At 61.5% G+C, this 13,768-nt stretch carries 12 protein-coding genes and 1 pseudogene; 10 read left to right on the forward strand and 3 right to left on the reverse strand.

From position 1 onward, the window contains the following. Positions 1 to 16 precede the first annotated feature (16 nt). Positions 17 to 1,066: an alpha/beta hydrolase gene (locus VSQ83_RS06785; protein ID WP_133077797.1), complete on the forward strand. Its 1,050-nt coding sequence runs from the start codon at positions 17 to 19 to the stop codon at positions 1,064 to 1,066. Between the two features lie 14 nt (positions 1,067 to 1,080). Continuing rightward, positions 1,081 to 2,326: pseudogene (locus tag VSQ83_RS06790) on the forward strand ((R)-mandelonitrile lyase). On the opposite strand, the gene VSQ83_RS06795 reads toward VSQ83_RS06790, so the two are convergent. From VSQ83_RS06795 to VSQ83_RS06805, 3 genes are read right to left on the reverse strand one after another with little or no spacing between them, the layout of a single operon-like run. After that, positions 2,314 to 3,207 carry a LysR family transcriptional regulator gene (locus VSQ83_RS06795; protein WP_219262463.1) on the reverse strand — a complete coding sequence of 298 codons (894 nt, stop codon included), beginning with the start codon at positions 3,205 to 3,207 and terminating at the stop codon, positions 2,314 to 2,316. The pseudogene VSQ83_RS06790 and the gene VSQ83_RS06795 sit on opposite strands and share 13 nt — an antisense overlap. 24 nt (positions 3,208 to 3,231) lie before the next feature. Further along, complete coding sequence (gene map, locus VSQ83_RS06800) at positions 3,232 to 4,023, reverse strand: type I methionyl aminopeptidase (RefSeq protein ID WP_133077794.1); 792 nt, start codon at positions 4,021 to 4,023, stop codon at positions 3,232 to 3,234. Then, positions 4,020 to 4,262 (reverse strand): ParD-like family protein, encoded by a 243-nt coding sequence (locus VSQ83_RS06805; RefSeq protein ID WP_133077793.1) that lies wholly within the window; start codon positions 4,260 to 4,262, stop codon positions 4,020 to 4,022. Before VSQ83_RS06805 ends, map begins: the two co-directional genes overlap by 4 nt. Positions 4,263 to 4,404: 142 nt before the next feature. Here VSQ83_RS06805 and VSQ83_RS06810 point away from each other — a divergent pair, with 142 nt between their 5' ends. The 8 genes from VSQ83_RS06810 (at position 4,405) to VSQ83_RS06845 (ending at position 13,760) form a co-directional block, all read left to right on the forward strand. Further along, positions 4,405 to 6,162: an ATP-binding protein gene (locus VSQ83_RS06810; RefSeq protein WP_133077792.1), complete on the forward strand. Its 1,758-nt coding sequence runs from the start codon at positions 4,405 to 4,407 to the stop codon at positions 6,160 to 6,162. Positions 6,163 to 6,169: 7 nt separating this feature from the next. Beyond that, the gene (locus VSQ83_RS06815) at positions 6,170 to 7,510 is read left to right on the forward strand and encodes a sigma-54-dependent transcriptional regulator (RefSeq protein WP_326425820.1); all 1,341 of its coding nucleotides are present in this window, start codon (positions 6,170 to 6,172) and stop codon (positions 7,508 to 7,510) included. A 188-nt stretch (positions 7,511 to 7,698) separates the two neighbouring features. After that, complete coding sequence (locus VSQ83_RS06820) at positions 7,699 to 9,003, forward strand: ABC transporter substrate-binding protein (RefSeq protein WP_133077790.1); 1,305 nt, start codon at positions 7,699 to 7,701, stop codon at positions 9,001 to 9,003. A gap of 28 nt (positions 9,004 to 9,031) precedes the next feature. Next, on the forward strand, positions 9,032 to 10,354 hold the full coding sequence (locus VSQ83_RS06825) for an ABC transporter substrate-binding protein (RefSeq protein WP_133077789.1): 1,323 nt from the start codon (positions 9,032 to 9,034) through the stop codon (positions 10,352 to 10,354). A gap of 149 nt (positions 10,355 to 10,503) precedes the next feature. Beyond that, positions 10,504 to 11,403, forward strand: coding sequence for a branched-chain amino acid ABC transporter permease (locus VSQ83_RS06830; RefSeq protein ID WP_133077788.1), 900 nt, complete (start codon positions 10,504 to 10,506; stop codon positions 11,401 to 11,403). 1 nt (position 11,404) lies between these two features. Beyond that, a complete protein-coding gene (locus tag VSQ83_RS06835; RefSeq protein WP_326398276.1) occupies positions 11,405 to 12,349 on the forward strand; it encodes a branched-chain amino acid ABC transporter permease in 945 nt (314 codons plus the stop codon). Then, positions 12,346 to 13,116, forward strand: coding sequence for an ABC transporter ATP-binding protein (locus VSQ83_RS06840; protein WP_326425822.1), 771 nt, complete (start codon positions 12,346 to 12,348; stop codon positions 13,114 to 13,116). Before VSQ83_RS06835 ends, VSQ83_RS06840 begins: the two co-directional genes overlap by 4 nt. Continuing rightward, positions 13,113 to 13,760 (forward strand): ATP-binding cassette domain-containing protein, encoded by a 648-nt coding sequence (locus VSQ83_RS06845; RefSeq protein WP_133077785.1) that lies wholly within the window; start codon positions 13,113 to 13,115, stop codon positions 13,758 to 13,760. Before VSQ83_RS06840 ends, VSQ83_RS06845 begins: the two co-directional genes overlap by 4 nt. Positions 13,761 to 13,768: the final 8 nt, after the last annotated feature.

Genomic DNA, 13,768 nt, shown 5'->3' on the forward strand with positions numbered 1-13,768 from the left:
TGACGGGGAGATTTTTATGACGTTTACGGTGCTTAAAGCCACGCTAATGGCCGCAATGGTCGGTATGTCCGCCGCCGAGGCGGGCGACTACAAAGCCAACCCGTTTACCTTGACCTACGCTGGCGCAATCACCCGCAACGAGCCGGGCAAGGTCAACATTCATCCGGTTACCTACACGCTCAACGGCCTGGATATTGCCGCCAATGTGTACACTCCGGCGAACTACGATGCCAACAAAAAATACCCGGCCATTGTTGTTGCTCACCCCAACGGCGGAGTCAAGGAGCAGGTGGCGGGCCTGTATGCCCAGCGCCTGGCTGAAAAGGGCTACATCACCATCACTGCGGATGCCGCCTATCAGGGGGCCAGTGGCGGTCAGCCGCGCAATGTGGATAAACCTGCCAACCGCGTTGAAGACATCCACGGCATGGCTGACTTCATCGCCCGTTACCCCGGTGTTGATCCTCAGCGTCTTGGCCTGCTGGGCATCTGCGGCGGCGGTGGCTATGCCTTGAAGGCGGGGCAAAGCGACAAACGCTTTCAGTCGATTGCCACCGTGAGCATGTTCAACTCCGGGCTGGTTCGCCGTAATGGCTTCATGGATTCGCAACTGGACACTATCCAGGAGCGTCTGCAACAGGCATCCGCAGCCCGTGCCCAGGAAGCGGCAGGCGGGGAGGTGGTGTACACCGGTGATGTCAAACTCACCGACGAACAAATCGCCAAGCTGCCCTTCGACCTGTATCGCGAAGGCTTCGAGTATTACGGCAAGACCCATGCCCACCCCAACTCGACCTTCAAATACACCCTGAGCAGCCTGCTGGACCTGATGAGCTTCGATGCCACCAACCAGCTCGAACTGCTCAACACGCCGCTGCTGATGATTGCCGGCAGCAAGGCCGACACGCTGTACATGACCGAGCAGGCGTTCGCCAAGGCTACGGGCACCCAGGACAAGACGTTGTTCAAGATCGAGGGCGCGACCCATATCCAGACCTACTGGGTGCCTGAATATGTCGACGCAGCCATCAACCAGCTGGCCGATTTTTACGCCAGGACACTCTGAGTCGGGAGGCAGGCATGAACAGGACACTATGGACGCTTGCGCTGTGTGCCGCGGTGCCCCTGACTGACGCCGCCGCTGGCGGTAGTGACAGGGCCCGCACGCAGCAGATCACCCGTGGCGACACTCAGGTACCGTCGCCGGGGCCAGCGGATTATTTTTCAGGAGTGGTGCGCGTCGATCCCTTGTTTGCTGCCAGCGATGAAATCAGTGCATCGGGTGCCTATGTCACGTTCGAGCCTGGAGCACGCTCGGCCTGGCACACTCATCCAGCCGGCCAGCGGCTGGTGGTGGTTTCCGGGGCAGGCCTGACGCAGGAGTGGGGCAAGCCGGTGCAGCAGATTTACCCGGGCGACGTAGTGGTCTGCCCGCCGGGCATCAAACACTGGCATGGCGCAGCGCCAGACGGTGCCATGACCCACCTGGCCGTCACCGGCACGGTGGACGGCAAAAACGTGACCTGGATGGAGAAAGTCACGGATGAACAATACCGAGCCCGTTAAATTCCAGGCATCTGCGATGCTGGCCGTGGCGTTTACCTTCAGCCTGGGCCTGGCCACCTCCTGGGCTCAAGCAGCCCAACCGGCCGGGGATTCGCCCGCTGCCGGCGGGGTGGTCGAGCAGGGCCTGTCGCCCCGCCAGCGCGCGATTCCCCTGATCGCCGCCGCGATGGCCAGCAGTAATATGCCAGCGCTTGATCGTGCCCTGAATCAGGGGCTCGATGCTGGTCTGACGGTCAGCGAGGTGAGGGAGATCCTAGTGCAGTTATATGCCTACACCGGTTTTCCGCGCAGCCTCAACGCCCTAGGTGAGTTGATGAAGGTGCTGCAGGCCCGTCAGCAACGTGGCATTGAAGATGCGCCGGGGCGTGAGCCGGAACGTGTGATCCCCACCGGCGACGAGTTACTGGCGGCGGGCAAGGCCAACCAGACCCGTATTTCAGGTGCACCGGTACAGGGCCCGTTGTTTGACTTTGCTCCGGTGATCAACCAGTACCTGCAGGCGCATTTGTTCGGCGACATTTTTGAACGCGACAATCTGGACTGGCAAAGCCGCGAGCTGGCGACCGTCGGAGCACTGGCTGCCACGCCCGGGGTTGAGCCGCAACTGCGCTCACACATGGGCGCAAGCCTGCGGGTGGGTCTGAGCGAGGCGCAACTGCGCGAGGTGAGCCAGGTATTGGCCGAAAGCGGTGATGGAGATGCCGCCCGGCGCGCCGTCGAGGCGCTGGACGCGCAACTGGCAGCGCGTCAGTCGGGGTAGCGCAGGGCTTCGCGCAACAGGGTGAAGGCCGGGGAAGACTGACGACGGCTCGGGTAATAGAGGTGGTAGCCAGAGTAGGGTTCGCACCAGTCCTCCAGCACGCGGATCAAACGGCCCTGCTCGACATGGGGCCGCACCACATCTTCCGGCATATAGGCCAGGCCCAGCCCCTGCAGGACCGACTCCAGGCGCATGGCAATGTTGTTGAACACCAGTTGGCCTTCTATCCGCACCTTGAGCGCCTGGCCGTTTTTCTCGAACTCCCACATAAACAGGCCGCCGTGGGTGGGCATGCGCAGCGTTATGCAGTTGTGTGACACCAGGTCGGCCGGGGTCACCGGCGTGGGGTAGCGACTGAAGTACGCGGGGGAACCGACCACGGCCATGCGCATATCGGGGCCGATACGCATGGCAATCATGTCCTTGGCTACCTGTTCGCCCAGACGCACGCCAGCGTCGAAGCCCTCGGCGACAATATCGGTCAGGCCGTAGTCAACGATGATTTCAATGTTCAAGTCGGGGTTGTCAGGCAACAGCTGAGCCAGCACCGGTTGCAGGACCGCGATCGAGGCATGCTCCCCTGCCGTGATGCGTAATGTACCCGCAGGTTTGTCGCGGAACTTGCTGAGCAGCGCCAGTTCGTTATTGATCTCGTCGAAGCGTGGCGCAATCACCTGCAACAGGTGCTCCCCCGCTTGCGTGGGGGCAACGCTGCGGGTTGTCCGCGCCAGCAACCTGACCCCCAGCCGCTCCTCCAGTTGGCGCATGGCCCGGCTGAGTGCTGGTTGCGATATGCCGAGCCGGGCCGCGGCGCGCGTAAAACTGCGCTCTTGGGCGACGACCGAGAAGATTGCCAATTGCTCGTAATTTTCAACCGCCATATCGCCGTCCCTATGCAGTGCCCGTCAAACGATGGCGGGGTAGTCTGCCATCGTGTCCGGCCACGGGCTCAATACTTCAAAGCCTTCGTCGGTCACGGCGACCATGTGCTCCCACTGAGCCGATAGCGCGCCATCCTTAGTGACCACGGTCCAGTGATCGGGCAGGGTTTTGACATGGCGTTTGCCGGCATTGAGCATGGGCTCGATGGTGAAAATCATGCCGGTCTTGAGCTTCATACCCTGGCCCGGATAGCCGTAGTGCAGCACTTGCGGCTCGTCGTGATAGACCTTGCCGATGCCGTGGCCGCAGTACTCGCGCACGACGCTGAAGCCTTCTTTCTCGGCGAGGGTCTGGATGGCGTGGCCGATATCGCCCAGGGTTGCTCCGGGGCGCACCATGCGGATACCGGCGCACATGGCGTCGTAGGTGGTCTTGACCAGATGCCGTGCGGCGGCACTGGGTTCGCCGACGAAGTACATGCGGCTGGTGTCGCCGAACCAGCCATCCTTGACCACCGCAATGTCGATATTGACGATGTCGCCGTCCTGCAGCACCCGGTTCGACGGGATGCCGTGGCACACCACTTCATTGACCGACGCGCACACGGTTTTCGGAAAGCCGTGGTAGCCCACGTTGCCCGGAATGGCCTTCTGCACATTGACGATGTAGTCGTGGCAGATCTGGTCGAGCTGGTCGGTGGTAACGCCCGCCTTCACGTGTTCGCCGATCATGGCCAGCACCTCGGCGGCCAGTTTGCCCGCCACCTTGGACTGGGCAATCTGTGCCGGGCTATTGATAACGACGTTGTTTCTCATTGATTTGCTCCCGCAGTGGCATCAGCCAGTTCGCACACGTGCTTCAAATCGAGACCGCCTTGCAGTTCGGCCTGTATCAGCAAGCGGCAGATCTGGTTGTGATCCAGGTCGGGATGCAATTCGGTCAACATGCCGATACGCATCCAGTGCTCTGCCTGTGCATTGATCGAACGGTTGAGTGCGTTGCTGGCGACCCGCAAGTTTTCATGGGTGGCGTCCGAGATCTTTACGATGCCCATCTGAATGCTCAATATGAAATGTATATGAAACGTATATTAATCGAGAGGGGTGCCCGATCGCAACTCAAAGGTCTGTTTGTCATGGACAGCGCGCAGGGTCGATCCCTATGCTGGTGCCATTAAAAAAACAATCAAGCACACCATGACCCTCAATGCCTCTTTCCATGCGCTGCTCCATTGGCTGGCCCGGCCACACCGAAGCCTGGTGGCGCGCTATACCCTACTTTCGGTTTTTGTGATGAGCATTGCGCTGATCACCCTTGCCGTTCTTTACGAGCAATTGGCCAAGGATCTGCTCAACCGCCTGACCGGTGAGCGGCTCGACGCTCAGGCGCTGTCGACGGCAAACCGCTTGTCATCGTTTCTGGATGACCGCTTTTACCAGCTCTCGGCCCTGTCGAATCACCCCAACATGCCGGATTTTATCGCCGACCCGTCACCCCTGATCAGTGACGTGGATTCGTTGCTCAAGCTGGAGGGGGACTTGCCCTTCATGTACGGGGTGCTGTTTTTCGATGAGCAGGACCGGCTGGTCAAGGTATTGCCAGGCCAGTCTGCCTCCGGTGAGCCTTACTGGGGCAGTGAGCACTGGTCCATCGCGGGTCTGGCGGTGCAAAAGGTGGGGGATGTGGAGGTCATTGGCCCGCTGCTGCCCAAGGCGGGAGGTTCGGGCAGCTTTCTGATCCGCAAGAGCGTGCGCAACGGCCGCACCAACCAGCGGGTACGGATTGCGCTGCATCTACGCCTGGCGTCCTTGACCGAACTGCTGGTCAGTGCAGGCATGAGCGGTGTGGTTGCGCCGCTGTTGCGCGTGCCCGGAGGCGAGTTTGTCGACCCCACTGGCCGTCAGGTCAAGGCCCCGACCCAATGGCATGAAGGACCGGTCATTCTGCCGGGCTGGCAGTTGGTGTTCAGCGTGGAGCCGGGAGCGATCCTCAAGCCGCTCAACGACGCCCGGTGGTGGCTGTACTGGGTCGCTGCGGGTTTCATCGGTTTTATCCTGATCGTGTTTTTCACCCTGTCCCGGCAACTGCGTTCACGGGTCAGTACGCTGCTGCAAGGTGCCCACCAGCTGTCCATGGGCGACCTGACCTACCGTCTGGCCCGGCAGCCCCGTGACGATGAAATCAGCCATGTAGCCCGGGCGTTCAACGTGATGGCCGAGCGCCTGGCCCAGGTCATGGAAAAAACCGTGCGCACCGAAAACCTCGCGGTGCTCGGTACATTCGCCACCGGTGTTGCCCATGAGGTGCGCAATCCACTGGCAACCATGAAAACTACCGTTCAGGCCCTGCTGCGCCGGGAGCAAGAGCCGCAACGACGCCTGCTGCTGAGTGATCTGGTCAAGGAAATCGACCGCCTGTCACGGGTCACCAATGACTTGCTGGAGTACGGCAGGCCGCGCCCGGCTCAGCCGCGAGAGGTGTCGGTGGCGCAGCTTTTTGCCCACGCCGCGCACGTGGTCGGGCCCCAGATGCAGGCACGCAACATTGATTTTCAGTGCGCTGCGCCACCGGACTTGCAGGTGTATATCGACCCGGATCAGGCCCAGCAGGTGTTGCTCAATTTATGCTTGAACGCCTTGCAGGCCAGCAGCGAGGGGCAGGTTGTCCGGCTTGACGCCGAGCCCTGGCAAGGGCGGGTACGTATGGTGGTCACTGATCAGGGCTGCGGTATATCGGCCGCTGACTTGCAGAATATCCGCCAGCCATTTTTCACCCTCAAGGCCCGTGGCACCGGCTTGGGGCTAAGCATTTGCCAGCAGTTGCTGGAGGCCAACGGCGCCCGAATGGAAATCGCCAGCACCGTGGGCGAGGGCACTCGGGTGATACTGGATTGCCCGATGCCGCCATCCCCCCTGCTAGCAGGACACGTCCCAACAGAGAACGAATTGAAGTGAGTCGCTGATGTCCGATGTTCACGTTTTAATCGTCGACGATGAAGAAGCGCTGGTGCGCTCGCTCAGCTATGCCTTGCGTGAGGAGGGCATGCGCATCAGCACGGCCGGCAGTGGCGAAGCGGCACTGCAGCATGCCCTGGATGACATCGACATTGTCCTGCTCGATCTTGGCCTGCCGGGGATTGACGGCATGGCCACTCTGGACGGCTTGCGCCTGCGCAGCCCGCTGCTGCCGGTGATCATGATTTCTGCCCATGGGGATACCCGTGCGGCCGTTCAGGCGGTCAAGGGCGGTGCGACCGATTACCTGACCAAGCCGTTTGAACTGGATGACTTGCTCGCCACCATCAGCAGCACCCTGGCCCTTGATGGGCCGGAGCCGGTCGCCAGTGGGGAGTTGGCGGCAGGCCTGCAAGGCCAGAGCGCGGTCATGTTGGCATTGCATGGGGCCGTGCAGCGGATTGCCCGCAGTTCGGCAACGCGGATCCTGCTGCTGGGCGAGTCCGGCACGGGCAAAACCCTGGTGGCCCAGGCCCTTCACGGCTACAGCTCACGTGCTGGCTGCGCCTTTATCGAGGTCAACTGCGCGGCCTTGCCGGAACAGTTGATTGAGGCTGAACTGTTTGGCTCCGAAAAGGGTGCCTACACCGGTGCCCATCAAAAGCGTGCCGGGCTGGTCAGCCAGGCCAATGGCGGGACGCTGTTTCTGGATGAAATTGGTGAACTGCCGTTGAGTCTGCAAGCCAAGCTTTTGCATTTTCTGGAGAACGGAAACTACCGCGCCGTGGGTGCCAGCCAGGCCAGCAGCGCGGATGTCAGGGTGGTGGCTGCCACCAATCGGGACCTGGCCGACGATGTCCGCCTGGGACGGTTTCGTGAAGACCTGTTTTATCGCCTGAACGTGATCACCGTGGATATTCCGGCCTTGCGTGAACGCGAAGATGATCTGCTGCTTCTGGCCCAGTACTTTGCCCAGCGCCAGGCGCTGGAAGAGGGCGTGAGTCCGATCCGGTTTTTGCCTGACTGCGTCGAGCGGCTGCGCCGTCATCGCTGGCCGGGCAATGTGCGCGAGTTGAAGAACCTGGTCGAGCGCCTGACCATTCTTTTGCCGGGGCAAGGGATCAGTGCCGGGATGCTGCCGGCGCAGTTGCAAGAATCCCCATTGCCCGACAACACGGCCCTGGTGCTGGGTGATCAGCTCGAACGTGCCGAGCGTGAACTGGTCACTGATGCCCTGACCCGCACGGCGGGCCACAAAGGCCTGGCCGCGCAATTGCTGGGGATTTCCCGGCACGCCCTCAAGCGCCGCCTGCAACGCCTGGGCATTGAGCGCTCACACGAGCGCTAACCGCTCAGGGTTGCGCGCCTGTTGAGCGGATAGCGCTCAACAGGCATCAAACACCCCATCCGTAGCCGCTGCCGAAGGCTGTGTCCGGCTGCTGCGGCTACAGGGTGGCGCTTGGCACACCCTTTGCTCTATCCCTCTGGCTGCTCAACAAGAGGCGTTTTCAACGCCCCAAGGAATTTATGCACCCGATGCGTTCATGGCGTTTTTGCGCCCCGGCTTTGGCTGGTCTGCTGATTGGTTCGTCTGCCTGTGCCGAGGTCGGTCGGCTGGAGCTCGGCGTGCCTGCGGCCCAGGCCGATCTGACCATGGGTTGCCTGTATCCGATGACCGAACGTGCGGCCATCTACGGGCAAGACAGCATTGTCGGGATTCAGGTCGCCCTCGATGAATTGCAGGCCCGCCAGCAGGCCGGTGAGCCCGTGCCGCGTTTGCGGGTGATCATTGATGATGACCAGTCCAAGGCCTCGTACGGTGTCAGCCTGGCCAGAAGCTTTATCCACAAGGACGGCGTGCAGGTGCTGTGCGGCATGGTCTCGTCGGGGGTGGCGCTGGCGGTCAGCCAACTGGCCCGCCAGGAAAAAGTGCTGATGATCGGCACCGATCACGCGTCTTCGCGCATGACCCTGGAAAACGGCCACCCTTACTACTTCCGTGTGACCAACGACACCTGGACCTCAATGGCGGCCGGAGCCCGTTATCTGCAGGCACTGCAGAAAAAGACCGGCTGGAAGCGCCTGGCCTTTATCGGCCCCGATTACGAATACGGTCACGTGTCGCGGGATGACCTGCACACCGCCCTGAACCAGTTGGGTGTGAAGTTCGACGACGTGATCGAGCTATGGCCGCGTCTGTATGAGCCGGATTACTCGCCCTATATCACCGCGCTGGAGCAATCCAGACCCGACATTATCGTCTCGGCCATTTGGGGCGGCGACTTCCACGCATTCGTCAAGCAGGCGGCCGGTTCCCGCTTGCTGGAGACCTCGCGCCTGGCCAACTTCGACACCGGGGCCAATTTCGACTTTCTGGTTGCCCTGGGTGACAAGGCCCCGGCGGGGCTGATCCTGTCTGCCCGGCACCACAACAACTGGCCGCAAACCGAACGCAACCGCTCGTTTGTCGAGCGCTTTCATCAGTTGAGCGGACGCTATCCAACCTATGCCGCACAGGGCGCCTACACCGGCGTCATGGTGTTGGCCAAAGCCTTTGAAAAGACCGGGGGCGTGACCGACAGCCAGGCGCTGATCCGTGCACTGGAAGGCCTGGAAATCGCCTTGCCGGAAGATCCGCCCGGTACGTACTCGCGCATCGATCCCGTCACCCATCAGATCCAGCAGAGCCAGGCCATTGGCTCGCCGGTGCCCACGACCGCTTACCCGCCTGCCCAACTGATGCTGGGTAACTGGTCGGTGTACTCGGCGCAAGAGCTACAGCTCGACAGCGCCACGCTGAAGCGGCGACTGGCCGCACGAAAACCCGTTGACGAGCCTTAGCCGCTCACTCATCCATTGAGAACCAAGCATGAATAATTCCAAGAAAAGCATGTTGAAACACCCTTTGGCATACGCCATCACTGCTGCCGGTCTGGCCCTGTCCTTGAGTACAGGTGTGCAGGCGGCTGAAAACGGCAAGTTCCGCATTGGTATCGTGACCTTCCTGTCTGGCCCGGCTGCCGGGCCGTTTGGCGAACCGTCGGCCAATGCGGCCAAGGTGCTGGTCGAAGGCCTGAACAAGGGCCAGCTTCCTGCGCCCTACGACAAGCTGGGGATCAATGGCGCTGAAATCGAGGTGGTGATCATCGACGAGGCGGGTGGGGCCGCCAAGCAGGTCGAGGAGTTCCGCAATCTGGTGCAGCGCCAGAAAGTCGATGCGGTGGTGGGCTACATCTCGTCCGGCGACTGCCTGGCCATCGCGCCGGTGGCGGAAGAGCTGGGCGCGATGACGGTGTTCTACGACTGCGGTACGTCGCAGTTGTTCAAGGAAGACAAAACCCCGCAGTACGTGTTCCGCACCAGCCTTGATGCGGCCGTGGACAACATCGGCGCGGCGCGATACCTGGCCAAGGTTCGTCCCGACGCGCAGAAAGTCGCCGGCATTCAGCAAAACTACGCCTGGGGCCAGGACAGCTGGAATGACTTCACCCACTCCATGGAGCAGTTGATGCCCAAGGCCAAGGTGGTCGAATCGCAGATGCCCAAGGTATTCCAGGGGCAGTACGGCGCTGAGATCTCGGCGATCTCGGTCAAGCGTCCGGACATCATTCACTCCAGCTTCTGGGGTGGCGACATGGAGGCCCTGGTGCTGCAAGCCAACGCCCGTGGCCTGCTCGAAGATGCAACGGCTGTCCTGACCTGCGGCGAGTCGGCCATCGACCGCTACAAGGATCAGGCACCCAACGGCATGATCATCGGCGGTCGTGGTCCGTTCGGCGCCTTTGCCCCGGATAACGAACTCAACCGCTGGTTCAAGGACAAGTACGTGGCGGCCTACAAGACCGCCCCGACTTACCCGGCAAGCAAAATGGCCCAGGCGATCCTTGGCCTCAAGCACGCGGCTGAAAACGCCAAGGTCGAGTCCGGGAAAATCCCGACCCCGCTGCAAATCGCCACGGCGTTCAAGGGCTCAACCTTCGAGTCAGTGTCCGGCACCGTGCAAATGGCTCGCGCCGATGGTCATCAGGCCATGCAGGGCATTGCCTACGGCGAGTACCAGTACGACCCGGCGAATAAAAAGGGCAGCGTGCAAAACGTCATCGCCTTTTCCGGTGAGTGCGTGACCCCGCCTGATGGCACCACTGCGCTGGAGTGGATCAAGGCGGGCTTCCCTGGCGCTCAGTGCAACTGATCCCCACACACCTGTAGTCGCTGACGCAGGCTGCGATAAGGGCTCAAGGACCTTCGCTTCTCACAAGGCGCGAACCCTGCGGGCCTGATCGCAGCCTGCGGCAGCGACTACAGCAACGGTTGCGTGATTGATCCCAAGGTAGGACCTCTATGATGAGTCTTTTCGCGGTGCTGATTGACGGCACCATCTATGCCTCGTGGCTGTTTCTGGTCGCCGCCGGGCTCACGGTGATTTACGGGGTGATGCGCATCCTGAACATGGCTCATGGCAGTTTCTATGCCATTGGTGCCTACACCGCTGCCTCGCTCGTGGGCTGGTATTTCAACAACGGCATCGGCCCGGTCTGGGCCGGGTATCTGCTGATGCTGGGCTGCGCGCTGGTGGCGGGCCTGATCGTCGGCCTGATCATCGAGCGAGGTCTGTTGCGCTTTATGTACGGGCGCGACGAAGTGCTGATGGTGATCATCACTTACGCCCTGCTGCTGGTGCTTGAAGACACCATGAAGATGATCTGGGGCGTGAACCCTTATTTCGCTTATCAGCCTTACGCCGAGATGGGCCGCAGCGCCCTGGCCGGACTGAAAGTCTCCAATTACGACCTGATGCTGGTCGGCGTTTCCGCCGTGCTGGGGCTGTGCCTGTGGTTGTGGCTGGAGCGCACACACCAGGGCAAGGTGCTGCGCGCCGTAATTCACGACCGCGAAGTGGCGATGGCCATGGGTGTCAACGTGCGGCGCATGTTCACCCTGGTTTTTGTGCTGGGCACCATGCTCGGCACGCTGGCGGGTGCCTTGACCGCTCCGGCCATTTCGGTGGTGCCGGGCATGGGGGTGGAAATCATCGTGCTGGCGTTTGCCGTGGTGGTGATCGGCGGCATGGGCAGCATCGAAGGCGCCGCAGTGGGCGCATTGCTGGTGGGCTTGAGCCGGGCCGCGGCGGTGCATTACGCCCCGGAGTTCGAACTCTTTGTGATTTACGGGGTAATGGCGCTGGTACTTGCCGTGCGTCCCCAAGGGCTGTTCGGCCGTGTACTGGCGAGGAAAATTTGATATGCGCCTGAGTAAAACCGAATTGATTCTGCTCGGCGTTGCCGTGCTGCTGGCGGCGGGCGGGTTTATCGCGCCGCAATGGCTGGTGTTCCTGCTGACGATGGCCCTGGCCAAGGCCATGGTGGTGCAAGGCGTGGTGATGCAGATGCGCGCCGGGCTGGTGACGTTTGGCCAGGGCCTGTTCTTTTGTGTGGGCGGCTATGCCGTGGGCATGAGCGGGCATTTTCTGGACATCACCGATCTGGCCGTGCTGTTGCTGATCGGAGTGGGCGCCGCAGTGTTGCTGGCCATGCTGCTGGGGCTGTTGATGACCCGCTACCGCGAGATTTTCTTCGCCATGCTGTCGTTGGCGTTCTCGATGATCCTCTACGGCGTGCTGGTAAAAAGCTCGGCGCTGGGCAGCACCGACGGCTTCAACGTCAAGGCCTGGACCCTGTTCGGCTGGACCCCGGCTTCAGGGCAGGCGCCGCTGGCGTTGTTTGTCATCATCGTTGCCTGCTCGGCAGTGCTGGCGGTGTTGCTGCATCGCTACAGCCGCAGCAGCGCCGGGATGATGTGCGAAGCCATTCGTGAAAACGAAGTGCGGGTTGAATACCTGGGCCAGTCCCCACGCTGGGTGCTGTACATGAACTACGTTGCGGCTGCCGCGGTGTCGGCATTGGGCGGTGGTTTCATGGCCTTGTCTGCCGGGCACATCGACCCTGAAATGGCCTACTGGATCACTTCGGGCGAATTCGTCTTTATCGCGCTGCTGGGCGGTACCGCCCATGTTGCAGCACCGTTCATTGCAGCCATTCTGTTTGCCGTGGTGCGCACCTACGCCATCGAACTGGTGCCACACAGCTGGCAGATGATTTTGGGGTTCACCCTGCTGGCAATCATCGTATTTCTGCCTAAAGGCTTGTGGAGCCTGTTCACCGGGCAAGCACGGAGAGCAAAAGCATGAGTTGCATCCTCGAAACCAAGGGCCTGTGCAAATCGTTCGGCGCCGTCACGGCGGCCAAGGATGTGAATGTTCGCATCCACAAAGGCGAAGTGGTCGGCGTGATCGGTTCCAACGGCGCGGGCAAGACCACGTTTATCAACATGGTCACCGGCTACCTGAAACCCAGCAGTGGCGAGATTCTGTTCAACGGCCAGTCCATCATCGGCCACACCCCTCGGGCAATCACCCGGGCGGGCATGGCCCGTTCGTTCCAGGTGGCGCAGTTGTTCCCGCAATTGAGCGTGCTGGACAACTTGCTCATCGCCGTATCGGCCGCACAAAGCCCGTTTCCGTCGTTGCTGGCGCCCATGCGCAATGCATGCCGCATCGCCCAGGCAGATGCGATTCTCGCTGAATTCGACATCAGCCGCTGGCGCGACACGCCGGTCACCGCCGTGCCCCAAGGCGTGCGCAAACTGATCGACATTGCGATGGCGCTGATCGGTGATCCGCAAATGCTGCTGCTCGACGAACCCACCAGCGGGGTGAGCGCCGAGGAAAAAACCGCATTGATGGACACGGTGATGCGGGTTGTCGCCCAGCATCAGGTCACGGTGCTGTTCGTTGAACATGACATGGACGTGGTGCGCCGCTATGTGTCGCGGATTCTGGCTTTCTACAGCGGTGAAGTCCTGGCCGATGGCGCACCCGAGGCCGTGCTGGCCAACGCGCGGGTACAAGAGTTTGTGACCGGTGGCCCGAACGCTCACAAGAGGGCAGCGCAATGAGTCTGGATATTCGCAATCTGCACGTTTCGATCGAAGGCGTGCCCATCCTCCATGACGTGTCCCTGCAGGTGGGAAGCGGCCAGATGGTTGGCCTGATCGGTCACAACGGTGCCGGCAAAACCACCCTGATCCGCGCCATCATGGGCCTGCTCGACGCCGATTCCGGCTCGATCACCTTTGCCGGTCAGGACCTGCGCGGCCTGCCCGGGTTTACCCGCGCCGGTGCCGGTATCAGCTACCTGCCCGAAGACCGTCGCCTGATCCCGTCGTTGACCGTGGAAGAAAATATCCTGCTGCCGGTCTGGGCCAATAAGTTGGCCGACAGCCAGCGCCGCCTGGAGTGGGTCTACAGCCTGATCCCGGAAATCGCCCAGTTTCGTGACCGCAAGGCCATGCAATTGTCCGGCGGGCAACAAAAGCTGGTGGCACTGGCGCGGGCATTGATGCCGGGCAACAAGTTGCTGCTGCTCGATGAGCCCTTCGAAGGTGTGGCGCCGGTACTGTCCCGGCGTTTGAGCGAGGTGATTGCCAAGCTGGGTCAGGAAGGATTGTGCGTACTGATTTCTGAATCTGATGACACTCACTCTGCCGATCTGGTCGATGCGTTGTTTCGCATCGAGCGCGGCAGCGTGACCGTAGGGTAGGGACCACA

Origin of the sequence: Pseudomonas sp. DSV-1, from assembly GCF_035830915.1 — a bacterium.
In the GTDB taxonomy this organism is placed as follows: domain Bacteria; phylum Pseudomonadota; class Gammaproteobacteria; order Pseudomonadales; family Pseudomonadaceae; genus Aquipseudomonas.

What these genes read in the sequence shown, in the direction of transcription:
- VSQ83_RS06785 (WP_133077797.1), top strand. Translation starts at nt 17, where the DNA reads ATGACGTTTACGGTGCTTAAAGCCACGCTAATGGCCGCAATGGTCGGT.
- VSQ83_RS06795 (WP_219262463.1), bottom strand. Translation starts at nt 3,207, where the DNA reads ATGGCGGTTGAAAATTACGAGCAATTGGCAATCTTCTCGGTCGTCGCC.
- map (WP_133077794.1), bottom strand. Translation starts at nt 4,023, where the DNA reads ATGAGAAACAACGTCGTTATCAATAGCCCGGCACAGATTGCCCAGTCC.
- VSQ83_RS06805 (WP_133077793.1), bottom strand. Translation starts at nt 4,262, where the DNA reads ATGGGCATCGTAAAGATCTCGGACGCCACCCATGAAAACTTGCGGGTC.
- VSQ83_RS06810 (WP_133077792.1), top strand. Translation starts at nt 4,405, where the DNA reads ATGACCCTCAATGCCTCTTTCCATGCGCTGCTCCATTGGCTGGCCCGG.
- VSQ83_RS06815 (WP_326425820.1), top strand. Translation starts at nt 6,170, where the DNA reads ATGTCCGATGTTCACGTTTTAATCGTCGACGATGAAGAAGCGCTGGTG.
- VSQ83_RS06820 (WP_133077790.1), top strand. Translation starts at nt 7,699, where the DNA reads ATGCGTTCATGGCGTTTTTGCGCCCCGGCTTTGGCTGGTCTGCTGATT.
- VSQ83_RS06825 (WP_133077789.1), top strand. Translation starts at nt 9,032, where the DNA reads ATGAATAATTCCAAGAAAAGCATGTTGAAACACCCTTTGGCATACGCC.
- VSQ83_RS06830 (WP_133077788.1), top strand. Translation starts at nt 10,504, where the DNA reads ATGATGAGTCTTTTCGCGGTGCTGATTGACGGCACCATCTATGCCTCG.
- VSQ83_RS06835 (WP_326398276.1), top strand. Translation starts at nt 11,405, where the DNA reads ATGCGCCTGAGTAAAACCGAATTGATTCTGCTCGGCGTTGCCGTGCTG.
- VSQ83_RS06840 (WP_326425822.1), top strand. Translation starts at nt 12,346, where the DNA reads ATGAGTTGCATCCTCGAAACCAAGGGCCTGTGCAAATCGTTCGGCGCC.
- VSQ83_RS06845 (WP_133077785.1), top strand. Translation starts at nt 13,113, where the DNA reads ATGAGTCTGGATATTCGCAATCTGCACGTTTCGATCGAAGGCGTGCCC.